This window comes from Pseudomonas sp. R3-52-08, assembly GCF_003851745.1.
In the GTDB taxonomy this organism is placed as follows: Bacteria; Pseudomonadota; Gammaproteobacteria; order Pseudomonadales; family Pseudomonadaceae; genus Aquipseudomonas.
On sequence record NZ_CP027730.1, the window covers coordinates 610920 to 634351 of the forward strand.

General features: G+C 60.3%; 16 protein-coding genes, 2 tRNA genes and 1 pseudogene. 14 read left to right on the forward strand and 5 right to left on the reverse strand.

The window, feature by feature from the left end:
• Positions 1-49: 49 nt before the first annotated feature.
• The 7 genes from hfq (at position 50) to C4J91_RS02625 (ending at position 8662) form a co-directional block, all read left to right on the forward strand.
• Entirely contained in the window at positions 50-310 is a 261-nt protein-coding gene (gene hfq / locus C4J91_RS02595) for an RNA chaperone Hfq (RefSeq protein ID WP_016976904.1), read from the forward strand.
• A gap of 12 nt (positions 311-322) precedes the next feature.
• On the forward strand, positions 323-1624 hold the full coding sequence (gene hflX, locus C4J91_RS02600) for a ribosome rescue GTPase HflX (RefSeq protein WP_124361023.1): 1302 nt from the start codon (positions 323-325) through the stop codon (positions 1622-1624).
• A 96-nt stretch (positions 1625-1720) separates the two neighbouring features.
• Positions 1721-2896: an FtsH protease activity modulator HflK gene (gene hflK, locus C4J91_RS02605; protein WP_124361024.1), complete on the forward strand. Its 1176-nt coding sequence runs from the start codon at positions 1721-1723 to the stop codon at positions 2894-2896.
• Positions 2896-3762, forward strand: a complete 867-nt coding sequence (gene hflC / locus C4J91_RS02610) for a protease modulator HflC (RefSeq protein ID WP_003188064.1) — start codon at positions 2896-2898, stop codon at positions 3760-3762. The genes hflK and hflC overlap by 1 nt, the downstream gene beginning before the upstream one ends.
• A gap of 293 nt (positions 3763-4055) precedes the next feature.
• A complete protein-coding gene (locus tag C4J91_RS02615) occupies positions 4056-5243 on the forward strand; it encodes an ATP phosphoribosyltransferase regulatory subunit (protein ID WP_124361025.1) in 1188 nt (395 codons plus the stop codon).
• 54 nt (positions 5244-5297) lie between these two features.
• On the forward strand, positions 5298-6587 hold the full coding sequence (locus C4J91_RS02620; protein WP_124361026.1) for an adenylosuccinate synthase: 1290 nt from the start codon (positions 5298-5300) through the stop codon (positions 6585-6587).
• 140 nt (positions 6588-6727) lie between these two features.
• Positions 6728-8662 carry a methyl-accepting chemotaxis protein gene (locus tag C4J91_RS02625; protein ID WP_124361027.1) on the forward strand — a complete coding sequence of 645 codons (1935 nt, stop codon included), beginning with the start codon at positions 6728-6730 and terminating at the stop codon, positions 8660-8662.
• Positions 8663-8743: 81 nt separating this feature from the next.
• On the opposite strand, the gene C4J91_RS02630 is transcribed toward C4J91_RS02625, so the two are convergent.
• The 4 genes and pseudogenes from C4J91_RS02630 to C4J91_RS02645 form a co-directional block, all read right to left on the reverse strand.
• Entirely contained in the window at positions 8744-10297 is a 1554-nt protein-coding gene (locus C4J91_RS02630) for an iron ABC transporter permease (RefSeq protein ID WP_124361028.1), read from the reverse strand.
• Positions 10297-11321, reverse strand: a pseudogene (locus tag C4J91_RS02635) (iron ABC transporter substrate-binding protein). Before C4J91_RS02635 ends, C4J91_RS02630 begins: the two are co-directional and overlap by 1 nt.
• Positions 11322-11461: 140 nt before the next feature.
• Positions 11462-11548: transfer RNA gene (locus C4J91_RS02640), tRNA-Leu, on the reverse strand.
• Between the two features lie 153 nt (positions 11549-11701).
• Positions 11702-11788, reverse strand: a tRNA-Leu gene (locus C4J91_RS02645).
• A gap of 225 nt (positions 11789-12013) precedes the next feature.
• On the opposite strand from C4J91_RS02645, the gene rnr reads away from it, so the two are divergent.
• The 7 genes from rnr (at position 12014) to dnaB (ending at position 19298) form a co-directional block, all read left to right on the forward strand.
• Entirely contained in the window at positions 12014-14647 is a 2634-nt protein-coding gene (rnr, locus tag C4J91_RS02650) for a ribonuclease R (protein ID WP_124361029.1), read from the forward strand.
• On the forward strand, positions 14644-15405 hold the full coding sequence (gene rlmB / locus C4J91_RS02655) for a 23S rRNA (guanosine(2251)-2'-O)-methyltransferase RlmB (RefSeq protein ID WP_124361030.1): 762 nt from the start codon (positions 14644-14646) through the stop codon (positions 15403-15405). Before rnr ends, rlmB begins: the two co-directional genes overlap by 4 nt.
• Positions 15406-15712: 307 nt before the next feature.
• Entirely contained in the window at positions 15713-16135 is a 423-nt protein-coding gene (gene rpsF, locus C4J91_RS02660) for a 30S ribosomal protein S6 (protein ID WP_003236224.1), read from the forward strand.
• Positions 16136-16163: 28 nt separating this feature from the next.
• The gene (gene rpsR / locus C4J91_RS02665) at positions 16164-16394 is read left to right on the forward strand and encodes a 30S ribosomal protein S18 (RefSeq protein ID WP_002551829.1); all 231 of its coding nucleotides are present in this window, start codon (positions 16164-16166) and stop codon (positions 16392-16394) included.
• Between the two features lie 36 nt (positions 16395-16430).
• Complete coding sequence (locus tag C4J91_RS02670; RefSeq protein WP_124361031.1) at positions 16431-17324, forward strand: hypothetical protein; 894 nt, start codon at positions 16431-16433, stop codon at positions 17322-17324.
• Positions 17325-17342: 18 nt separating this feature from the next.
• On the forward strand, positions 17343-17789 hold the full coding sequence (rplI, locus tag C4J91_RS02675; protein WP_003171376.1) for a 50S ribosomal protein L9: 447 nt from the start codon (positions 17343-17345) through the stop codon (positions 17787-17789).
• Positions 17790-17900: 111 nt separating this feature from the next.
• Positions 17901-19298, forward strand: coding sequence for a replicative DNA helicase (dnaB, locus tag C4J91_RS02680; RefSeq protein ID WP_003188079.1), 1398 nt, complete (start codon positions 17901-17903; stop codon positions 19296-19298).
• 6 nt (positions 19299-19304) lie between these two features.
• Here dnaB and C4J91_RS02685 read toward each other — a convergent pair whose 3' ends face one another.
• Entirely contained in the window at positions 19305-23261 is a 3957-nt protein-coding gene (locus tag C4J91_RS02685; RefSeq protein WP_124361032.1) for a dermonecrotic toxin domain-containing protein, read from the reverse strand.
• Positions 23262-23432 lie beyond the last annotated feature (171 nt).

Here is a 23432-nt window from a genome sequence, read left to right on the forward strand (position 1 = left end):
GCTATTTATTTTCCGATTTTTATTATTGATCCTTAAAGGAGTGCGGCACATGTCAAAAGGGCATTCGCTACAAGACCCTTACTTGAATACTTTACGTAAAGAGAAAGTGGGGGTTTCCATCTATCTGGTCAACGGTATCAAGTTGCAAGGTACGATCGAGTCGTTCGACCAGTTCGTGATCCTGCTGAAAAACACCGTCAGCCAGATGGTTTACAAACACGCTATCTCGACAGTCGTCCCTGTTCGTCCGATCCGTCTGCCTAGCGCAGCAGGTGATGAAGCAGCTGACGCTGAGCCAGGTAACGCCTGATAGGAGTCTCCTTTGTTCTTTGAGCGCCACGGTGGTGGTGAGCGAGTGATCCTCGTTCACTTGGATGGACAGGACCCTGAGGCGCGCGAAGATCCGCAGGAGTTTCAGGAGTTGGCAAATTCGGCCGGCGCCGAGACCGTTGCGTTTTTTAACGTGCCGCGTCATCGGCCAACCGCCAAATACCTGATCGGCAGCGGCAAGGTCGAGGAATTGCGCGACCTGGTCCACGCTGAAGAAGCCGATCTGGTGATCTTCAATCACACCCTCACGCCCAGTCAGGAACGTAACCTCGAACGTGTCTTCGAGTGTCGCGTGATCGACCGCACCGGTCTGATTCTCGATATCTTCGCCCAACGCGCGCGTACCCATGAAGGCAAACTGCAGGTCGAACTGGCCCAGCTTGACCACATGAGCACCCGCCTGGTGCGCGGCTGGACTCACCTTGAGCGCCAGGGCGGCGGCATCGGCATGCGTGGCCCGGGTGAAACCCAGTTGGAAACCGACCGACGCCTGTTGCGGGTTCGCCTGCGCCAGATCAAGGGACGCCTGGAGAAAGTGCGCAGCCAGCGCGAGCAATCGCGTCGAGGCCGTTCGCGTGCGGATATCCCTACCGTGTCCCTGGTGGGGTACACCAACGCCGGCAAATCCACACTCTTCAACAACGTGACGAAATCGGACGTGTACGCGGCAGACCAACTGTTCGCCACGCTCGACCCGACCCTGCGCCGCCTGGATATCGGCGACCTGGGGCCGATCGTCCTGGCCGATACCGTGGGTTTCATCCGCCACTTGCCGCACAAGCTGGTCGAGGCATTTCGGTCTACGCTCGAAGAATCGAGCAATTCCGACCTGCTGTTGCACGTAATTGATGCGGCTGAACCGGATCGCATGCTGCAGATCGAGCAGGTGATGGTAGTGCTGGGCGAGATTGGTGCGCAGGACTTGCCGATCCTCGAGGTCTATAACAAACTCGATTTGCTTGAAGGCGTTGAGCCACAAATTCAGCGCGACGAGAACGGCAAGCCCCAGCGGGTCTGGCTGTCGGCGCGTGATGGCAGCGGCCTGGAGCTGCTTGAACAAGCCATTGCCGAGTTACTCGGCAGCGATTTGTTCGTGGGCACCTTGCGCTTGCCGCAGCGTTTTGCTCGACTGCGTGCACAGTTTTTCGAGCTGGGCGCGGTACAGAAAGAAGAACACGACGAAGAAGGTGTCAGCTTGCTGGACGTTCGATTGCCGCGCTCGGAGCTCAATCGACTGGTCAGTCGCGAGGGTGTTGTACCGGCAGAGTTCATCGAGCAACACACTTTGCAATAAAAGCCTGAGAAAGCGGTTGTGCCGCGGTGGCAGGCATTCTGTAGCATTGGTCGGCGCGCCGTGGGTGCGTCTTTGCTTTATCAGATGGAGAGCGCTATGGCTTGGAATGAGCCGGGTGGCAACTCGAATAATCAGGATCCTTGGGGTGGTAAGCGCCGCAATAATGGCGACCGCAAGGGGCCACCGGATCTCGACGAGGCCTTCCGAAAGCTGCAGGAAAGCCTGAATGGGTTGTTCGGTGGTGGAAAAAAACGCGGTAGTGACGAGGGTGGTCGCACGAGCAAGGGCGGTGGCTATGGCCTGCTGGGCCTGGGCCTTGTCGTGCTTGCGGCCGTCTGGCTGTACAGCGCGGTCTATGTAGTGGACGAGCAGGAGCAAGCCGTGGTGCTGCGCTTCGGCAAGTACTACGAGACCGTCGGGCCAGGCCTGAACATCTATTTCCCGCCGATCGACAAGAAGTACATGGAGAACGTCACGCGTGAGCGTGCCTACACCAAGCAGGGCCAGATGCTGACCGAAGACGAGAACATCGTCGAAGTGCCGCTGACCGTGCAGTACAAGATCACCAACCTGCAGGACTTCGTGCTGAACGTCGACCAGCCGGAAACCAGCCTGCAACACGCAACCGAAAGTGCCTTGCGCCATGTGGTGGGTTCCACCGCTATGGACCAGGTGCTGACCGAAGGGCGTGAATTGATGGCCAGCGAAATCAAGGAGCGCCTGCAACGGTTCCTCGATACCTATCGCACCGGTATCACGGTCACCCAGGTCAACGTACAGAGCGCTGCCGCACCGCGTGAAGTGCAGGAAGCCTTTGACGACGTGATCCGTGCCCGTGAAGACGAGCAGCGTTCGCGCAACCAGGCTGAAACCTACGCCAATGGCGTGGTGCCGGAAGCCCGTGGTCAAGCCCAGCGCATCCTTGAAGATGCCAACGGTTACCGCGACGAAGTGGTCTCCCGTGCCAAGGGTGAGGCAGACCGCTTTACCAAACTGGTTGCCGAGTACCGCAAGGCACCTGAAGTGACCCGTGAGCGTCTGTACCTGGACACCATGCAGGAAGTCTTCAGCAATACCAGCAAGGTTCTCGTGACCGGCAGCAAGGGTGGGCAGAACAACCTGCTGTACCTGCCGCTGGACAAGATGATCGAAGGTGGTCGTAGCGGCGCCAGCGCGCCGTCCACCGGTTCGAATGCTGCTGCCAACGAAGCGAGCGCCCGTGCGGCCGCTGACTTGCTGCAACAGCAAACACGTACCAGGGAGAGCCGTTGATGAGCAATAAATCGCTGACCGCCCTGATTGTGGGCGTCGTCGTGGTCATCGCTGCCTGGAACTGCTTCTACATCGTGGCTCAGACCGAGCGTGCGGTGCTGCTGCAATTCGGTCGCGTGGTCCAGGCGGATGTCCAGCCGGGCCTGCATGTGAAAGTCCCCTACGTCAACCAGGTGCGCAAGTTCGACGCCCGCCTGATGACCCTGGATGCACCGACACAGCGCTTCCTGACCCTGGAAAAGAAAGCCGTGATGGTTGACGCCTACGCCAAGTGGCGCGTCAAGGACGCCGAGCGCTTCTACACCGCGACTTCCGGCCTCAAGCAGATTGCCGACGAGCGTTTGTCGCGCCGTCTGGAATCGGGCCTGCGCGACCAGTTTGGTAAGCGCACCCTGCATGAGGTGGTATCCGGTGAACGTGATGCGCTGATGGCTGACATCACCCGTTCGCTGAACACCATGGCGGAGAAAGAGCTGGGTATCGAAGTGGTCGATGTGCGGGTCAAGGCCATTGACCTGCCGAAGGAAGTGAACCGCAGCGTGTTCGAACGCATGAGCACTGAGCGTGAGCGTGAGGCCCGTGAGCACCGCGCCAAGGGTAACGAGCTGGCCGAAGGTATCCGTGCGGATGCCGATCGTCAGCGCCGTGTACTGCTGGCAGAAGCCTATCGCGAGTCTGAAGAGGCCCGTGGTGATGGTGATGCTCAAGCCGCGGCGATCTACGCCAAGGCTTACGGCCAGGACCAGGAGTTCTACGCGTTCTACCGTAGCCTGCGTGCCTACCGTGAAAGCTTCGCGAACAAGACCGACGTGCTGGTGCTGGACCCAAGCAGCGACTTCTTCCGCTACCTGGAAAAGTCCAAGTAACAGGCCTGTGATTCGGTAGGAACCACTCCGTCGGGCGGCTAAAATGCCTGGCGGGGTGATCCTTTCAGAAAACGGGTGTATGATGCGGCAGCCGGGAAATTCCCGGCTTTTTTGCGTCTGCATGTTCGATTCGGCAGGCGTGACAGGTTTATCGAGGAAAGTGCCCGACGAGGCCGGTTACAGGTCGTTCGTCACGTCGCTCTTGCGCGTGGTTTATGCAGGCGGCGGGTATTTTCTGCTTCACTCAAGGCTCGGCCGAAGGCTGGCCGCCCGGATCATAGGGGAATGGCGTAATGGCAACGGTAGACCGCTGGCTGCTGCCAGATGGCATCGAAGAAGTACTGCCACCAGAAGCTGCGCGCATTGAAGTAGCGCGTCGCCAGGTGTTGGATCTGTTCCAGAGCTGGGGTTACGAGTTTGTCGTGACTCCCCATATCGAGTACCTGGAATCTCTGCTGACCGGCGCGGGCCAGGACCTGGATCTGCGCACCTTCAAGGTTATCGACCCACAATCGGGCCGGCAGATGGGGTTCCGTGCCGACATCACGCCGCAAGTGGCGCGTATCGATGCGCACACCCTGCGCCGCGAAGGCCCGAGCCGCCTGTGCTACGCCGGCAGCGTGCTGCACGCCCAGCCGCGAGCCTTGTCATCGTCCCGCAGCCCGATCCAGTTGGGCGCCGAGCTGTATGGCGATGCGAGCCCGAGCAGCGACGTCGAAGTGATCAGCCTGATGCTGGCCATGCTGCAACTGGCTGACGTGCCGGATGTGCACATGGACCTGGGCCACGTCGGTATCTACCGTGGCCTCGCTCGTGCCGCTGGTTTGTCCGGTGAAGCCGAGCAACAGTTGTTTGACGCCCTGCAGCGCAAGGCGATTGACGAAGTGATCGCCCTCACCGAAGGCGTGCCGGCTGACCTCGCGCAGATGTTGCGCGCGTTGGTCAACCTGTGCGGCGGCCGTGAAGTGCTGGTGGCTGCGCGTGAGCGCCTGGCCAATGCGCCAGCGCCGGTGTTGGCGGCGTTGGACGATGTGCTGGCGATTGCCGAGCAGTTGTCGGCGCGCTTCCCGCAATTGCCGCTGTATTTTGACCTAGGCGAGTTGCGCGGCTACCACTACCACACCGGTGTGGTGTTCGCGGTGTTCGTTCCGGGTGTTGGCCAGGCCATCGCCCAGGGTGGTCGCTACGACGATATCGGCGCCGACTTCGGTCGCGCCCGTCCGGCCACTGGCTTTTCCACCGATTTGAAAACCCTGGTGACCCTGGGGCGTGCTGAGGTCGAGCTGCCGTCTGGTGGCATCTGGATGCCCGACAGTACGGACGCGGCACTCTGGCAGCAGGTTTGCCAGTTGCGCAGTGAGGGTCAGCGTGTCGTCCAGGCCTTGCCTGGGCAGCCATTGGCCGCCGCCCGTGAAGCGGACTGCGACCGGCAATTGATTCAGCAGAACGGGCTTTGGCAAGTATCGCCACTGGCTTCTTGAGTTTTCCTGCCGGCCATCGCCGGCACCAAGTTTGCGTGAATGAGGACAAGTGTTATGGGTAAGAATGTCGTAGTCCTGGGCACCCAATGGGGTGATGAGGGCAAAGGCAAGATCGTTGATCTGCTGACCGAACATGCTGCCGCCGTAGTGCGCTACCAAGGTGGCCACAACGCGGGTCACACCCTGGTCATCGATGGCGAAAAAACCGTCTTGCACCTGATCCCGTCGGGCGTACTGCGCGAAGGCGTGCAGTGCCTGATCGGCAACGGCGTGGTGGTTGCACCGGACGCCCTGTTGCGCGAGATCACCAAGCTGGAAGAGAAAGGCGTACCGGTGCGTGAGCGCCTGCGTATCAGCCCATCCTGCCCGCTGATCCTGTCCTTCCACGTGGCGCTGGACCAGGCCCGTGAAAAGGCCCGTGGCGAGCTGAAGATCGGCACCACCGGTCGCGGCATCGGCCCGGCCTACGAAGACAAGGTGGCGCGCCGTGGCCTGCGTGTGGGCGACCTGCTCAACATGCCGCGCTTTGAAGACAAGCTGCGTGAGCTGGTGGATTACCACAACTTCATGCTGGTGGGTTACTACAAAGAACCGGCCATCGAGTTCGAAAAGACGCTGGCCGAGTGCAAGGAATACGCTGAGCTGCTCAAGCCGCTGATGCTGGATGTGACGGCCGAGCTGCACGACCTGCGTCGCGCCGGCAAAGACATCATGTTCGAAGGCGCCCAGGGTTCGTTGCTCGACATCGACCACGGCACCTACCCGTACGTGACCAGTTCCAACACCACCGCTGGCGGCGTTGCTACCGGTTCGGGCGTTGGCCCGATGTTCCTGGACTACATCCTGGGCATTACCAAGGCTTACACCACCCGTGTAGGTTCGGGCCCGTTCCCGACTGAGCTGTTCGACGCAGTCGGCGCGCACCTGGCCAAGCAAGGTCATGAGTTCGGCGCAACCACTGGCCGCGCCCGTCGTTGTGGCTGGTTCGACGCCGTTATCCTGCGTCGCGCTATCGACGTGAACAGCATCTCGGGCATCTGCCTGACCAAGCTGGACGTACTCGACGGTCTGGAAGCCATCAACATCTGCACCGGTTACAAAGACGCCGAGGGTAATGACGTCGCTCCAACTGACGCCGACAGCTACGTGGGCCTGCAGCCTGTGTACGAAGAAGTGCCGGGCTGGACCGAGTCGACCGTGGGCGCCAAGACCCTGGAAGAGCTGCCAGCCAATGCCCGTGCTTATATCAAGCGCGTTGAAGAGCTGATTGGCGCACCGATCGACATTATTTCGACGGGCCCGGACCGCAACGAGACCATCGTTCTGCGTCATCCGTTCGCTTAATAAGCTGTTGATGTAAAAAGCAAAGGGCTCCTTCGGGAGCCCTTTGTCGTTTGTGTCTGGCAAGCGGCACGACCCTTGCTGTGTTTCCTTCTTTCCGAGGTGCTATCAATTTAATGGCACCCGTGGTGGAGGGATTCCCAGTGTCTGCCGTTCTCTCGTTGTTACAAAGTCGTCTGTTGCGGCCAGTGTTCGTTACCCTAGGTATCGCTCTTTTGGTGCAAGTGCTGGTCGCCGTCGCGCTGACGCGGAGCACTGTCACCGCCCTGGAGGCAGATTTGGGTAATCGCCTGGGCATCGACAGCCAGAAGCTGTCCGGCGAATTGGCCCAGGCCGGCAAGGAAGTCACGTCCAGCCTGGACAGTTTGTCCACCAGCACCCGTCAGCGTCTGACCGCAGGGCTTTCCACGCGCCTTCAGCAAGAGCAGAAGCAATTGCGTGCGACCCTGGAAAAAGACTTGCAGGACTCTGCCAATGACATGGCGCAGTTGCTGGCGTCGGTGGCGCCGCGAGCCATGTGGGACAGCGATGTGCCGACCTTGTCGGAGTTCGCCCGGCGAGCGCAGCGCAATCCCAACGTGTTGTTCGTGGTGTATGACGACGCGGCGGGCGAGCACCTGACCCGTTACCTGAACCGTGAAAACCCGATCAACCAGGCCCTGTTGGCAAAGGGCGCGGGGGAGCGGGCCCTGGATAAAGTGTTGGACGCGGCCAAGACTGATCCTGCGGTGTATTACGTCGAAGCCTCGATCAGCCCCAACGGCGTGGAGATCGGCAAGGTCCGCATGGGGGTTTCCACCGCGTCGGTCGAGGCCGATCTGCAAGCACTGGACAAGCGTTTCGCTGCGCTGATTGCCAGCGGTGATCAACTGGTCGGTGACAGCCTCAAAGGCGCAGCGGCCGATAGCGCCGCCGCCATGGGCGCGCGCCTGCAATCGGCGCAAGCCACGGCCACCCAGATGACCGCCAACACCACCAGCGCGGTTCAAGAGGCTGCCGGCACCCTGCGCTGGCGCATCGGCATGGGCTTGGCGCTGGTCGGTCTTGGCGTATTACTGCTGATCGCCATCGTGCTCGGTCGCCGCGTCGTCAACCGCTTGAAGCTGCTGATCGCTGCCATGGATGATTTGGCGGCGGGCGAGGGCGACCTTACCAAGCGGGTGCAAATCAGCAGCAAGGATGAGATCGGCGACATGGCTTCGGCGGTCAATCGCTTTGTGGATAAGTTGCAGCCCATCGTGCGCGAAGCGGGGGAGGTGGCCCAGCGCACCGGTGTGGAAATCGGTGCGATGACCTTGCGCAATGCCGGCGCCGACAAGGCTGCCGGTTTGCAGCGTGATGAAGTCGCCGAGAGCCTGCGCGCACTGTCGCAAATGGCCGATGAGGCCCAGGCCGAAAGCCATGCCATGCAGGCGGCGCTGCAACAGGTGGTGGAGATTCGCCACGCGACGGATGAGAACTCACGCACGTCGGCCGAAGTTGGCAGTTTGATCGAAGCGTTGGCGGGGCAGGTGCAGGCGGGGTCCCAGGTTATTGAGCGTCTGGCCCAACAGAGTGAGCAGATTGAAGTGGTGCTGACGGTGATCCATGGTATCGCCGAGCAAACCAACCTGCTCGCCCTGAACGCCGCCATCGAAGCGGCGCGCGCCGGTGAAACGGGGCGCGGTTTTGCGGTGGTTGCAGACGAGGTGCGCGCACTGGCCAGTAAAACCCAAAGCTCCACCGGTGATATCCAGGCGCATATCGTGGCGTTGCAACAGGGCGCGCGTGAGGCGGTGGACACCATCGGCAAAGCCGGGCGCCAGGCCAGTGAGGGCTTGCTGGTACTGCGCGAGAGCGTACGTTTGCAGCAGACGGTGCAGGCTTCGGTGGAGCAGGTGCATGCGGCAATCGGCCTGGCGACCCGCGCGGCCGAGCATCAGGCCCAGGGCGCGCATGCGGTGCGTGGGCGCGTCGAGGTGATCCACGCCCAGGCCGAGCGTGCTGCGCAGGCGGTGGTGGAAACCACGGCCAGTGGCAAGGTGCTGGACGGGTTGGCGGCGCAGTTGAAGGCGAGTTTGGGGCAGTTCAGGGCTTAGTGTTGCCTGTTCTGGCCAGACCCCCTCCTACAGGTGAAATGCATTCAAAATGTGGGAGGGGGCTTGCCCCCGATAGCGGTCTCAGCGACTCAGATACATCCGCGTCGTCAGCAGATAAACCGGCAACCCCGACACCAGGATCAACAACGCCGCATAAGGCGCCGCCGCCGCAAACTCCACATTCGACGTATGCGCCCACACGGCAGTCGCCAAGGTATTCAGCCCGGTCGGACTCAGCAGCAAGGTCGCCGTCAATTCCTTCATCGCATCCAGAAACACCAGGGCAAACGCCGCACCCAGAGCCGGGAAGATGATCGGCAGTGTCACCCGGCAAAACGCACTGAAGGGCGATGCCCCCAGCGTCCGCGCAGCCTCTTCCAGCTGGGGCGCGGCCTTGTTCAATGCCGTGCGTATCGGCGCCTGGGCCAGCGGCAGAAACAACAGCGCGTAGGCGATCAGCAGCAGCGCCGACGTTTGGTACAGCGCCGGCACGTAATGCAGGGCGAAATACACCAGGGTCAGTGCAATCACCAGGCCGGGCAGGGCGTGCAGCAGGTAGGGCAGGCGTTCAGCCCAGATCGCCAGTCGGCCTTTATAGCGCACCACCAGCAATCCCACCGGCACCGCCAACGCCAGGCACACCGCTGCGCCACCCAGGGACAGCGCCAGGGACGATAACAACGCTTCACTGATCTCGGCCACCGGAAACGCCGCCGACGAACCCACGGCCAGCCAATAACCGAGCATCCCCAGCGGAATGCCGCTGCCGATGACTGCCAGCGCCAGGCAATACAGCTGACCGAGCGGCGCCCACTTGCCCAATTTCACTTGTTCGGCATGCCGCGCCGCGCCCTGGCCGATACGCACATGGCGGCCCTTGCCACGCATGCGCAGCTCAAGCCACAACAGGGTCAGGCACATCGCCAGCAGCACCGCCGAGAGCATCGCCGCATTGGCGTTGCTGAACTCCAGTTCGAATTGCTGATAGATCGCGGTCGTGAAGGTCTGCAAGCCGATGATCGACAAAGCGCCGAATTCCACCAGCATGTGCAGCGCAATCAGCAGAGCGCCCGCCACCAGCGAGGGCCACAGCAGCGGCAAGGTAATGCGCCGGAATACGCCCCAGCGGTTCAGGCCCAGGGTACGCGCCGATTCTTCCAGGGCGGGATCAAGATTGCGCAGTGTCGCGGCCACCGGCAGAAACACCAGCGGGTATTTGGACAGGCTCATCACCAGGATCGCGCCGCCGAGGCCTTCGAAGTCGGCGCTCAGCGACACCCAGGTGAAGCTGCTGACAAACGCCGGCACCGCAAACGGTAGACACAGGACCACCCCCCAGAGGCGTCGCCCAGGCAGGTTGCTGCGCTCCAGCAACCAGGCCAGGGACAGGCCGACCACGCCGCACACCACCGTCACGCCCACCATCAGCGCCAGGGTGTTGCGCAGCAGCCCGAAGACATAAGGTCGCCACAGCAGATGCACCGCCTGCGCCCAACCGGCCTGCCAGGTCTTGAGCCCGACATAGGCCAGCGGCAACAGGCTCAGGCCAACCAGCAACAGCACCGGCAACAGCAGCCAGATCGAAGGGCGTTTGCGCCGGGGGCGAAAACCTGCGGCGCTGAGCGATGGGTTCATCAGTTCAAGCCAACGTCACGTTCCAGGTCCAGGGCCTCTTCGGCATTGCCCAGGTCGGCGGGGGTGACTTTCGGCGGCTGCAGTTCGTTGAAAGGCTTGAGGCCACGATTGGACTGCATGCCTTTGCGCAGCGGATACTCAGCCGAGGTGTTGGTGATCACGCGCTGGCCTTCTTCACTGGCCATGAACGCCAGCAGTTGCTGGGCTTCCTTGGGGTGTTTGCTGGATTTCAGCGCTGCAGCCGAAGACACGGTAATCAGACCGCCCGCATCGCCGTCGGTGAAGTAGTGCAATTGGGAGTCGAGGTTGGTTTTCTCTTTTTCAGGGCAAACCAGTAATAGTTGTTCACCAGTACCGTAGCCACTTCGCCGTTTTCCACGGCTTTGAGCGCAACCATATTGTTGCTGTACACCTTGCCGAATGCGCGCAGGCCGGTCAGCCATTCTTCTGCGGCTTCACGCCCGTGCAGCTTGATGATCGCCACCGCCTGTTCCTGGAACGCACCGCTGGTGGGCACGAAGCCAACCTTGCCTTGCCACTCGGGACCGGCGAAATCCAGCACCGATTTGGGCAGGTCTTTTTCGGCAATCAGCTTGGGATTGAAAGCGACGACGCGGGTGCGTGCGGTCACGCCCATCCAGTCACCGTTACTGCCGACGTAGTCCTTGGGCAATACATCGAGGGTGCTGGCGTCGATCCTGGCCAGCAGGCCTTGCTCGCCCAACTTGTTCAGCGGCGGTGATTCTTCGGTGTAGATCACGTCGGCAGGCGAGCGGTCGCCTTCTTCGACGATTTGGCTGGCCAGTTGATTGCTGCTGCCTTTGCGGACATTGACGTGAATGCCGGTCTTGGCTTCGAAGGCTTTGGCGAGCTCATCGCCGACTTCCTTGTGCTGGCCGTTGTACAGGGTCAGGGAGATCTTTTCGGCGCTATGGGCGGCGGGCGAGAGCAGGGTCAGGCCGAGCAGAGTGATGGTCAGGCCACGCAGAAGGGAGGTCTTGAGACGGGTATCGCGGATCATCATCCGGGGTTTTCCTCACTTGTAAGCTACAAATTCTTACAAGGATAAACGATAAACCTTCTCAAGTGCGCATGAGCAGCCCCGATCACCAAGTTTAAACCCCAGAAACGAAAAAACCCGCTTTCGCGGGTTTGATCTGAATTTGGTGCCCAGGAGAAGACTCGAACTTCCACGACCTTGCGATCACCAGCACCTGAAGCTGGCGTGTCTACCAATTTCACCACCTGGGCATTATCAAGCAACGTTGCCGCTGTTGATGGGGCGAACTATACGGCGGGCTTTTTGATCTGTAAACCCCTGATTCGAAAAAATAAATCAGGTTTTACGTTAAGAATCAAAGGCCTGAAACGAAAAAACCCGCTTTCGCGGGTTTGATCTGAATTTGGTGCCCAGGAGAAGACTCGAACTTCCACGACCTTGCGATCACCAGCACCTGAAGCTGGCGTGTCTACCAATTTCACCACCTGGGCAGCATCAACAACGTTGCCGTCGTCGATGGCGCGCACTATACGGAGCCCTTTTTAAGCTGTAAACCCCTGGTATGAAAAAAGCCTGGAAAATTCCCTCAGTGGTCGTGCAAGGTATGCGTTGGTGGGCTACAAAGGGCTTTTAAACACTTGTTGATGCCTGAAATTTCCCGTTTCAATACGCGTATGCCAAACTAACCCGCATATAGACAAGGTGAAAACTCTCTAATGGCCGATTGGCAGTCCCTCGATCCCGAGGCCGCTCGTGAAGCGGAAAAATATGAAAACCCTATTCCTAGCCGCGAACTGATCCTGGCGCACCTCGCCGATCGTGGTTCGCCTGCTAGCCGTGAGCAGCTGGTTGAAGAATTCGGCCTGACCACCGAAGACCAGCTCGAAGCCCTGCGCCGCCGTTTGCGTGCGATGGAGCGCGACGCTCAGCTGATCTACACCCGCCGTGGCACCTATGCGCCGGTCGACAAGCTCGACCTGATCCTCGGCCGCATCGCCGGTCACCGGGACGGCTTCGGCTTCCTGATCCCGGATGACGGCAGCGACGACCTGTTCATGAGCCCCGCGCAAATGCGCCTGGTGTTCGACGGCGACCGTGCCCTCGCGCGTGTTTCCGGCCTGGACCGTCGTGGTCGTCGTGAAGGCGTGATCGTCGAAGTGGTGTCCCGTGCCCACGAGTCCATCGTCGGCCGTTACTTCGAAGAAGGCGGTATCGGCTTCGTCGTGCCGGATAACCCGAAGGTTCAGCAGGAAGTGCTGATCACCCCGGGCCGCAATGGCGCCGCCAAGGTTGGCCAGTTCGTCGAGGTGAAAATCACCCACTGGCCAACTGCGCGCTTCCAGCCCCAGGGCGATATCGTTGAAGTGGTCGGTAACTACATGGCGCCGGGCATGGAAATCGACGTCGCGCTGCGCACCTACGATATTCCTCACGTCTGGCCCGACGCTGTGCTCAAGGAAGCCGCCAAGCTCAAGCCGGAAGTTGAAGACAAGGACAAAGAGAAGCGCATCGACTTGCGCCATCTGCCGTTCGTCACCATCGACGGCGAAGACGCCCGCGACTTCGACGATGCGGTCTACTGCGAAGCCAAGCCTGGCAAACTGCGCCTGTTCTCCGGCGGCTGGAAGTTGTACGTCGCGATTGCCGACGTGTCCAGCTACGTGAAGATCGGTTCGGCCCTGGATAACGAAGCCCAGGTGCGCGGCAACTCCGTGTACTTCCCTGAGCGCGTGATCCCGATGCTGCCCGAGCAGCTGTCCAACGGCCTGTGCTCCCTGAACCCGAAAGTCGACCGTTTGGCCATGGTGTGCGAGATGACCATCTCGAAAACCGGCGAAATGACCGACTACCAGTTCTACGAAGCGGTGATCCATTCCCAGGCGCGCCTGACCTACAACAAGGTCAGCACCATCCTGGAAACGCCGAAGACCAGCGAAGCCAAAGCCCTGCGTACCGAGTACGCCGACGTGGTGCCGCACCTCAAGCAGCTGTACTCGTTGTACAAAGTGTTGCTGGGTGCTCGTCATGTGCGTGGCGCGATCGATTTTGAAACCCAGGAAACCCGGATTGTCTTCGGTTCCGAGCGCAAGATCGCCGCGATCACCCCGACGACGCGTAACGATGCGCACAAGTTGATCGAGGAATGCATGCTGGCCGCCAACGTGGCCACCGCTGAATTCCTGAAAAAGCACGAGATTCCTGCCCTGTACCGGGTGCACGACGGCCCGCCGCCGGAGCGCCTGGAAAAACTGCGCGCCTTCCTCGGTGAGCTCGGCCTGTCCCTGCACAAAGGCAAGGACGGCCCGACGCCGAAGGACTACCAAGCTCTGTTGGCCAGCATCAAGGACCGTCCGGATTATCATGTGATCCAGACCGTCATGCTGCGCTCGTTGAGCCAGGCGGTGTACAGCGCCGACAACCAGGGCCACTTCGGCCTGAATTACGAAGCGTACACCCACTTCACTTCGCCGATCCGTCGTTACCCGGACCTGCTCACGCACCGCGCGATCCGCAGTGTGATCCATTCCAAGCAGAACACCCCGCACGTCAAGCGCGCCGGTGCCATGACCATTCCGAAGGCACGGATCTATCCGTACGACGAAGCGGCCCTGGAACAGTTGGGCGAGCAGTGCTCCATGAGCGAGCGCCGTGCCGATGAAGCCACCCGCGATGTGGTGAATTGGCTCAAGTGCGAATTCATGAAGGATCGCGTGGGCGAGTCGTTCCCGGGTGTGATCACCGCCGTGACCGGTTTCGGCCTGTTCGTTGAACTGACCGACATCTACGTTGAGGGTCTGGTGCACGTCACCGCCTTGCCGGGCGACTACTATCACTTCGACCCTGTGCATCACCGCTTGGCGGGCGAGCGCACCGGGCGCAGTTTCCGCCTGGGTGACACGGTGGAAGTGCAGGTCATGCGCGTCGACCTCGACGAACGCAAGATCGACTTCGGTATGCCTGACAAGCCGGCTGAGCCTGCGGGTCGCAAAAAGCGTGGCGGCGAAACCACCGCGCCGGCCAGCAAAGGCAAAGGGGCTCCTGCGAAAGCGTCCGCCGCCGAGCCTGCGCCGGCCAAGGCTGGTCGTCGTTCTTCGGCCAAGGAAAAGGCCCCGGAAGCCTATCGCCCAAGCGACGCCGCGGCGAAAAATGCCGAGCTGCGCAAGAGTCGCGAGTTGAAGCAGCAGTTGCTCAACGAAGCCAAAAGCGGTGGTAAAGCGGCGTCTGGGGGAAAGTCCCAAGGGGCGGAAAAACCGTCGAGCAAACCCAGTAAACACCGTAAAGGCCCGCCCAAAGCGGGTTCGGCCCCCGCAAAAAGCGGCGGGTCGCGCAAACCTAAGGCCAAGCCATGAGTCTGGAAAAAATCTACGGCGTGCATGCCGTAGAAGCACTGCTGCGTCACCACCCCAAGCGCGTCAAGCAAGTGTGGTTGGCGGAAGGTCGCAGCGAGCCACGCGTGCAGGCGCTGGTCGAGCTGGCCAACCAGAACAAGGTTGCCATCGGCCAGGCTGAACGCCGTGAAATGGACGTATGGGTAGAAGGCGTTCACCAAGGCGTGGTTGCCGACGTCAGCCCGAGCCAGGTATGGGGCGAGGCCATGCTCGACGAGCTGCTCGACCGTACCGAAGGCGCGCCGTTGCTGCTGGTGCTGGACGGCGTGACCGACCCGCACAACCTCGGCGCCTGCCTGCGTTCGGCGGATGCCGCCGGCGCGCTGGCGGTGATCGTGCCTAAAGACAAGTCGGCGACCCTCACGCCGGTCGTGCGTAAAGTGGCCTGCGGCGCGGCGGAAGTGATTCCGCTGGTGGCCGTGACCAACCTGGCGCGCACCCTGGAAAAGCTCCAGCAACGTGGCTTGTGGATTGTCGGCACGGCGGGGGAGGCTGAAGTCAGCATCTATGACCAGGACCTCACCGGCCCGACCATCCTGATCATGGGCGCCGAAGGCAAGGGCATGCGTCGCTTGACCCGTGAGCATTGCGATTACCTGGTGCACTTGCCGATGGCCGGTAGCGTCAGCAGCCTGAACGTTTCGGTGGCAACGGGCGTGTGTCTGTTCGAAGCCCAGCGTCAGCGCGGTACCAAGGCGAAGGCCAAGCCCAAGAAGTAAGCCAGGCCTGGCCTGGATCAAAATGTGGGAGGGGGCTTGCCCCCGATAGCGGTAGATCAGTTACAGATTATGTGGCTGACCCACCGCATCGGGGGCAAGCCCCCTCCCACATTTGTTTGGGGTGCCGGCAAGGATTGTTCAAATAATCACCAATCACCTTGCGCCGCTCCTTCCCCTTCTCTACAATTGCGCCCCTTGCCCACCTGGCAGGCACGCATGTGCCTCCCCTGCGGCAAGATCCATAAGTGTCATTCACTCCTTGTCTGACCGTTTTTGAGCGGCAGGCTACAACCCGTAAGGAGCATTCATGCGTCATTACGAAATCATCTTTTTGGTCCACCCGGATCAAAGCGAGCAAGTCGGCGGCATGGTTGAGCGTTACACCAAGCTGATCGAAGAAGACGGCGGCAAAATCCACCGTCTGGAAGATTGGGGCCGTCGTCAACTGGCCTACGCAATCAACAATGTTCACAAGGCTCACTACGTGATGCTGAACGTTGAGTGCACTGGCAAGGCCCTGGCCGAGCTGGAAGACAACTTCCGCTACAACGATGCAGTGATCCGTAACCTGGTCATCCGTCGCGAAGAAGCCGTTACCGGCCAATCCGAGATGCTCAAGGCTGAAGAAAACCGCAGTGAGCGCCGTGAGCGTCGCGACCGTCCTGAGCACGAAGGCGCTGATAGCGCTGATAGTGATGACAGCGACAACAGCGATAACGCTGACGAGTAATCCACGGACCTTTTAAGGAGCCTATCAAATGGCACGTTTCTTCCGTCGTCGTAAATTCTGCCGCTTCACCGCTGAAGACGTGAAAGAGATCGATTACAAAGATCTCAACACTCTGAAAGCCTACGTATCCGAGACCGGCAAAATCGTTCCAAGCCGTATCACCGGTACCAAAGCACGTTATCAGCGTCAGCTGGCCACCGCTATCAAGCGCGCCCGCTTCCTGGCCCTGCTGGCCTACACCGACAGCCACGGCCGCTGAGACCGGGCAGTCGACAAGTAGTAAGGGATTGAATGCATGCGCGCCTTAGCTGAGTTCATCATGCGCGGTCGTATGCAGGCCACTCTGGTAGTGGCTGGCTGTGCGGCATTGCCGTTGCTTTATTGGTTGGGTGCTGCCGCAGGTTGCCTTGTGCTCCTGCGGCGCGGTTTGAAGGACGCTCTTGGCGTTCTTGCCCTGGGTTTGTTGCCGGCCTTGATCTGGTGGCTGCAAATGGGTGATCCACGGGTACTTCTGGTACTGCTGGGGTCATCGAGCCTTGCGTTGGTTTTACGCGCAAGTGAGTCCTGGGTCCGCACGCTGCTGGTCAGCGTGGCATTGGGGTTGGTGTACTCAGTGATGCTTGGCGCGGCTTTCCGCCCGCAAATCGAGGCGCTGGCGCAGGAAATCGTCAAGATCCTGCCGCTGGCCCTCGGGGATCTCTACCAGCAGTTGTCGGTAGATGAGCGAGCGCGGTTTGCGTCACTGATTGCGCCGGTCCTGACCGGCCTGATTGCGGCTTTGTTGCAGGTTGTCAGCGTGCTGAGCCTGATTCTTGGGCGTTATTGGCAGGCGTTGTTGTACAACCCGGGTGGTTTTGGTCGCGAGTTTCGCAGTATCAGAATTCCTGCGGGGCCGGCGATGTTGCTGCTGGCGTGCATGGTTGTCGGGCCGAACTTCGGTCCACAGATGGCCTTGCTTGCGCCGATTTGCAGTGTACCGCTGGTGTTTGCCGGGCTGGCCCTGATTCATGGACTGGTTGCGCGCAAGCGCCTGGCCAGGTTCTGGCTGGTGGGGTTGTACGTCACGCTGTTGCTGTTCATGCAGCTGATCTATCCGCTACTCGTGGTTTTGGCCATTGTCGACGGCCTGATTGATTTTCGCGGACGTCTGGCGTCGAAAGATGCCGATAGCGCGAACGGTGAAGGTTAAAAGTTAGAGGATTTTCACATGCAACTGATCCTTCTGGAAAAAGTCGCCAACCTGGGCAACCTGGGCGACAAAGTGAACGTTAAGGCCGGCTACGGTCGTAACTACCTGCTGCCATACGGCAAAGCCACCGCTGCAACCGCTGCCAACCTGGCTGCGTTTGAAGAGCGTCGTGCCGAGCTTGAAAAAGCAGCAGCGGACAAAAAAGCTTCGGCCGAAACTCGCGCTGCCCAACTGGCTGAGCTGGAAGTGACTATCACTGCCACCGCCGGTGACGAAGGCAAGCTGTTCGGTTCGATCGGCACCCACGACATCGCTGATGCACTGACCGCCTCCGGCGTTGAAGTGCAGAAGAGCGAAGTTCGTCTGCCGAACGGCACCATCCGCAACGTAGGTGAATTCGACGTAGCCGTGCACCTGCACGCCGAAGTTGAAGCCACCGTACGCGTTGTCGTGGTAGCAGCTTAAGCCGCACCTAACTGACTGGCACCTCGCGTGTCAGCCAGTTAACATCGGGCACGATCCTGTTTACAGGTCGTGCCTTTTGTTTTTCTACACACCCTTAAATTCCAAGTGGCCATGAACGAAATCTCCGCTCCTGAGCAATACGATCTGCAAACCGCTGCCCTGAAGGTGCCGCCGCATTCCATCGAGGCCGAACAGGCCGTGCTCGGTGGCTTGATGCTGGACAACAACGCCTGGGAACGCGTGCTGGATCAAGTCTCGGACGGGGATTTCTATCGTCATGACCACCGCCTGATCTTCCGTGCCATCGCCAAGCTGGCCGACCAGAACTCACCGATCGACGTGGTGACCCTGGCCGAGCAACTGGACAAGGAAGGCCAGACCTCCCAAGTCGGCGGCCTGGGTTACCTCGGCGAACTGGCGAAAAACACGCCGTCCGTCGCCAACATCAAGGCCTATGCGCAGATCGTCCGCGAGCGCGCCACCCTGCGTCAGTTGATCGGCATCAGCACCGAAATCGCCGACAGCGCCTTCAACCCCGAAGGCCGCACCGCCGCCGAGATCCTCGACGAAGCCGAGCGCCAGATCTTCCAGATCGCCGAAGCCCGCCCGAAAACCGGCGGCCCGGTCAGCGTCAACGACCTGCTGACCAAGGCCATCGACCGCATCGATACCTTGTTCAACACCGATGCGGCGATTACCGGTATTTCCACCGGCTACACCGACCTCGACGAAAAGACCAGCGGCCTGCAGCCGTCCGACTTGATCATCGTGGCCGGCCGTCCGTCGATGGGCAAGACCACCTTTGCGATGAACCTGGTGGAAAACGCCGTACTGCGCAGTGACAAGGCGGTGCTGGTGTATTCCCTCGAGATGCCAGGCGAATCGCTGATCATGCGTATGCTTTCTTCCCTTGGCCGCATCGACCAGACCAAGGTGCGTTCCGGCCAGCTTGAGGATGACGATTGGCCGCGCCTGACCTCGGCGGTCAACCTGCTCAACGACCGCAAGCTGTTCATCGATGACACCGCCGGTATCAGCCCGTCCGAAATGCGCGCGCGTACCCGTCGCCTGGTGCGTGAGCACGGCGACATCGCGCTGATCATGATCGACTACCTGCAGTTGATGCAGATTCCGGGTTCCAGCGGCGACAACCGCACCAACGAGATTTCCGAAATCTCCCGGTCCCTCAAGGCCCTGGCCAAGGAATTCAACTGCCCGGTGGTGGCGCTGTCCCAGCTCAACCGTTCCCTGGAACAACGTCCCAACAAGCGTCCGGTGAACTCCGACTTGCGTGAATCCGGAGCGATCGAGCAGGATGCCGACGTGATCATGTTCGTGTACCGCGACGAGGTCTATCACCCCGAAACCGAGCACAAGGGCATTGCCGAAATCATCATCGGCAAGCAGCGGAACGGGCCGATCGGCTTTATCCGCCTGGCGTTCATCGGCAAGTACACGCGCTTCGAGAACCTCGCGCCGGGCAGCTACAACTTCGATGACGATGAGTAATCGGCTTCAGGCGTTTGCCTGAGGGAGCGCACCGAACAGCGCCCTCACCGTGGGCTCGTTGTATTGGTAATTCCAACGCAACTCGGTACCGGCAGGGATATCTTCACTGGCAAAGAATGCACTGAGGAAAAAGTTGTCCCTGGGTTGCTCAGCAATCTGTGTCGTGACGTTGAACCGCGCAACCTCTACGTTATAGCCCGTGGATGCCTGCCTGACCGGCAGATTTGCTTCGTACTCAAAAATCGTATTTATTCGCGAAAGTACGTTGTCACCCGACAAAATGACCGGCTGTGGTGCAGCGGGAATGGGTTCAAAAGGTTTGACGTCGATCAAATAGGGATCCTGCCGATAAGCCGCCACATAATACGGCACCAGTTCCCCGCCATAGACGCCGAGCGCCTCACCTTTTATCAACGGCTTCCTGCTTATGACGGTCTGCTCGCCGATCATCACTGCCTCCTGCACACACTTTTGGTGGGCCGCAGTGAAGGGTGTCACTTCTAGTTTGTCTTCATAGAGGCGTGCAACCCGTTCATACCCTTCCCACTGCAAAAAAGGCAGGATCAATTCCTTGCTGAAAGTTTGATCGGACGTAAGCGATTTGCTGCGGATTTGTATGCTTCTGATCCGCAATGGGCGACCTGTTAAATCGCGCAGGGGGTAGCGGCCATTGTTGGCGCGATCATAAATGCGTCGATAGTTCTGGCTGTGTTGATAGCTTCGTGTGGACCGCATGGTCTCCATCTCCTTCGGCGTATACAGGCTGTTGACCGTGCCTTCTTCTGCTGAGTCGTATTCGCTGGATGAGTGCGCCGACTCAAACTCGTCGCTAAGCTCCATCGGCTCTCCCGATGGCAAAGCAGCCGCTTGCATGCCACCCATCAACCCCTGGCTGCTCGGATCGATATCCCAGCCACCGGAGGTTTTTGCGCGCAGGTAGGGCCGGTAAGCCCTGAACGGGCTGCGGGCATCGATCAGTCGCCATTTCTGCCCTTCGGCTTTGACCTGAAAGTAGTTCCCGCCCTCCAGGACGTAATAGTGATAGCCACCGTTGGGCAGCGGGGCTGACTGATGGATACCATCAGCGCGCAGCGTCAGGCCTGCCGGGGCGGTTTGCGTGGCGAACAGTGGATCAAGCGCAATCCCGGGGGCCTGCACGGGCGCCGTTGGGGCTAGCCTGGCGAGCGGCGGCAGCGGCGGTTTGGCGATCATTGCCAGGCTATGCTGATGGATGGCTTGTTTGAGCGTGCCTGCATTCGACTCACGCAAAAGCGCGCTGCGCTCGGCCTCGGTCAGCGTATGTTCCAGCGCGCTGAACAGCGTGCTCGGTGCATGCAGCTCTGTCGCCTCGGCGTCCTGCACGGCGTACTGTTCGCCCTGGCGGATCAGGATGTGACGCAGGCTGTCCTGTTCGCTGCCAATATGTCCCAGCAGCGGGCCGCTGTTATCATTTTCGTACACCTCGATGCGGCGTGCGCCTGGCCAGCCTGGCAACTGTTCCAGAGTGTGCAACACCAGTGGCACGCTCTCATGACTGCTCATCGAATCGAGAAAAATGCCTTCGTGGATGCGTGCGCTGCGCGCCACGTCGCGGTATTGGGTGGCTTCCCACTCTTGTGTTGACGGCAGTTTTTTCTCCTGGTGCAGGTGTTGCCGTTCCTGCGGGCTGAGGGTGGTTTCCATTTCTTCAAGGTGACGCTTGGACAGTTCGGGCATGGTTGGGCGAAGGTCCTGTTCAACCTGGCTAACGGGTTCCTCGCCGTGGCTATCGAGCAACGAAAACAGGCGCTGGCGTTGTGCCGGAACGCTTTCCAGCAGGCGTGAGGCAAGGTTTTCGACCGGGGTGAAATAGTCGATGTACAGCGCAGGTAGCAATTGATTGAATTCTTCCCGCGGCATCTGCTGCTCCAGTGCATGCAGCAGTTCGCCTTTTCTGAAGCGTGAAGCGCTCACCTCGATCGCGTTGGCGCCGTTACCGTGGCTGATCAGTATCTGTTGCCGTTCGTCGACGATTTTCAGCCGCCGGGTCGCAGGCCATTCCGGCAATGCACACACCAGGTGGAACTGGATGAAGGGGGACTGCGGTGTGACCTTAGTGCCTTCGGCGCGATCGAGGTTGAAGTCGGCGATCTCCTGGTCCAGGTTGAAGTGCTTGATCGTGTCCCGCAGCAATGGCGGCGGCCTCAGCATGTCCTGGTGGAGCTCGCGCAGGCCGGTGCTGTCCATGCCGCCGAGCAGGAGGATCGGCTCAACGGCGGGCTGTTTGATCGAGGCCCCGTCCGGGCCCAGGCGTTGGACTAGCTTGAGGTCATCCCAGTCGGCGGGCGTCTCATGCTCGGCGCGCCATCCGCCGACAGAGTTGCCCCGCACGGGCGGCGCGTAGGCGTCGGGGTCGGTAGGGTGGGACAGCTGCCATTGCTGGCTATCGGGCGCCCGTTGCAAGGCATGAATCTGATCATCAAGCTTCAGGTAATACCGCTGCGCATGTTTATACAAACCCTGCTTATCCGCGACCAGGCCGTCGGGCAGCATCTTGGGATGCCGATAGGGGGTCAGGTCGGGGTTCCACAGGCGCAAGCCCTTGTTGGCCACGTGCACTTTCAGCAGTTTTACACCGAAGCCGGCGGTCTTGACCACGCCTGCGGTGGCGACTGCCATCGCGGCGTCGTCCACCGCGTCGAGAAAGTCATTCAAGGCCTCTTCGCTATCGCCGCGGCTCCAGGCGGCGAAGCCGTCATAGACGGTATTGAGCAGCTGCAAGGCGCTGACGGCCAACAGCACTTCACCGACGATTGGAATGAATGACGCGGCAAAAAACAACAGTGACTTACCCAGTTCCAGATAGCCCTGCAGACGCTTTTGCCGGCTCATCAGGTCGGCATCGGCAGTGGGCACGGCCAGGATGCGTGCGTCACTCCTGATCTGGATGATGCGTTGCGTAGCCATGTCCTGAAACACATGCGTACGGACCGGGGTCAGGTTGAGCCTGCTCTCCAGGTTCGGGCGCGCACTGGGTGACGGTCGAGGGGCCAGCTTCAACAGGCTTCCCTGATGTTGCAGCGGTACCAGGCGAGTGAAAAAAGCCAGGTATTGCGGCTGTTCCAGGCGTTCGGCCAGGCCGTGGTGGAGATCCTCCCAGGTTGGATGCAGGCGAAACGCCGCGCTGGGGTCCTGGGGTGTGTAGAGAACCATCGGCAGCCCGATCGCCGACGCCTGAATAACCATGACATTGGGCAGAACAACATCCTGGAGGGTCAAAAGGCTGCACCGTATGTCGATGTTATTTCCAGTGGTCTGGAGGCTGCGCAGCTGCAGAAACTGCCAGGTGGTGAACGCCTTCTGCAGGTAGGCGATATGCAGTGCGACCCCAAAGGCAAGCTGCTCTTTACTGGACAAGAGTTGCATGACCTCGGCGGCGGTACGGGACGTGCCGGAGTTGGGCGTGGGTTCAAGCGCGTTATCGATATGCGCGAGGTACTGGCCGCCGATATCCAGGTTGCGGCAGACGCTGGCGAAGCGTGTCGCAGCAATAATGCTCAGCACTTCGCCGCTGGGGCCGGGATTATAGATGGCGGTGCCAGTTTCCATGCCGCCGGTCTCGGCTTCCGCTGCTTCGAAATTCTGCAAGGCCGCTTCCAGCAGCGTTTGCCGGGTGGTGCGGGCGTGATTACGGATCAGGCCCAGCAGATGATGGTTTTTCCATTCGCGGGACAGGATGGCGTTCTCGTCGTCCTGCAAACCGAAGAACTCGGTCCGCAGGGCTTGGCGTAACAATGGCCTGGCAAACTCCTCGGGGCTTTGCAGTTCATCCATCAGCGCCTTTAGCGCTTGCCTGGCCTGATTGCTGCTGATGAGGTCACTGCGAAAGTCTGCACGCTGCGAAGCCGAAGCCTGGGTCAGCCAGGCAGGCAATCTGGACGCGATGAATGCCCTGTGGGGCGATTGTGGCAAGGGGGTGCTCATGGGCTAGGCCATCCGAAGTGATGATTGACCTGCCGCAGATTACCCATGAAATTTTCGATCAACGGTTAGAAGATTAGCCCCCGCGCCCCTATAAAGGAGGGTGGTCTGCAGCCTCGCGAGCCTCTGGCTTAAAAGCCGACCACTGTCGTCGGAATTGGTCAAAATTTGTGC

Excerpts from the sequence above, each read along its gene's own strand:
- hfq (WP_016976904.1), top strand. The coding sequence starts at position 50 with ATGTCAAAAGGGCATTCGCTACAAGACCCTTACTTGAATACTTTACGT.
- hflK (WP_124361024.1), top strand. The coding sequence starts at position 1,721 with ATGGCTTGGAATGAGCCGGGTGGCAACTCGAATAATCAGGATCCTTGG.
- rplI (WP_003171376.1), top strand. The coding sequence starts at position 17,343 with ATGCAACTGATCCTTCTGGAAAAAGTCGCCAACCTGGGCAACCTGGGC.
- rnr (WP_124361029.1), top strand. The coding sequence starts at position 12,014 with ATGGCCGATTGGCAGTCCCTCGATCCCGAGGCCGCTCGTGAAGCGGAA.
- C4J91_RS02685 (WP_124361032.1), bottom strand. The coding sequence starts at position 23,261 with ATGAGCACCCCCTTGCCACAATCGCCCCACAGGGCATTCATCGCGTCC.
- rpsF (WP_003236224.1), top strand. The coding sequence starts at position 15,713 with ATGCGTCATTACGAAATCATCTTTTTGGTCCACCCGGATCAAAGCGAG.
- hflC (WP_003188064.1), top strand. The coding sequence starts at position 2,896 with ATGAGCAATAAATCGCTGACCGCCCTGATTGTGGGCGTCGTCGTGGTC.
- C4J91_RS02620 (WP_124361026.1), top strand. The coding sequence starts at position 5,298 with ATGGGTAAGAATGTCGTAGTCCTGGGCACCCAATGGGGTGATGAGGGC.
- C4J91_RS02670 (WP_124361031.1), top strand. The coding sequence starts at position 16,431 with ATGCGCGCCTTAGCTGAGTTCATCATGCGCGGTCGTATGCAGGCCACT.
- C4J91_RS02615 (WP_124361025.1), top strand. The coding sequence starts at position 4,056 with ATGGCAACGGTAGACCGCTGGCTGCTGCCAGATGGCATCGAAGAAGTA.
- rpsR (WP_002551829.1), top strand. The coding sequence starts at position 16,164 with ATGGCACGTTTCTTCCGTCGTCGTAAATTCTGCCGCTTCACCGCTGAA.
- C4J91_RS02630 (WP_124361028.1), bottom strand. The coding sequence starts at position 10,297 with ATGAACCCATCGCTCAGCGCCGCAGGTTTTCGCCCCCGGCGCAAACGC.
- dnaB (WP_003188079.1), top strand. The coding sequence starts at position 17,901 with ATGAACGAAATCTCCGCTCCTGAGCAATACGATCTGCAAACCGCTGCC.
- rlmB (WP_124361030.1), top strand. The coding sequence starts at position 14,644 with ATGAGTCTGGAAAAAATCTACGGCGTGCATGCCGTAGAAGCACTGCTG.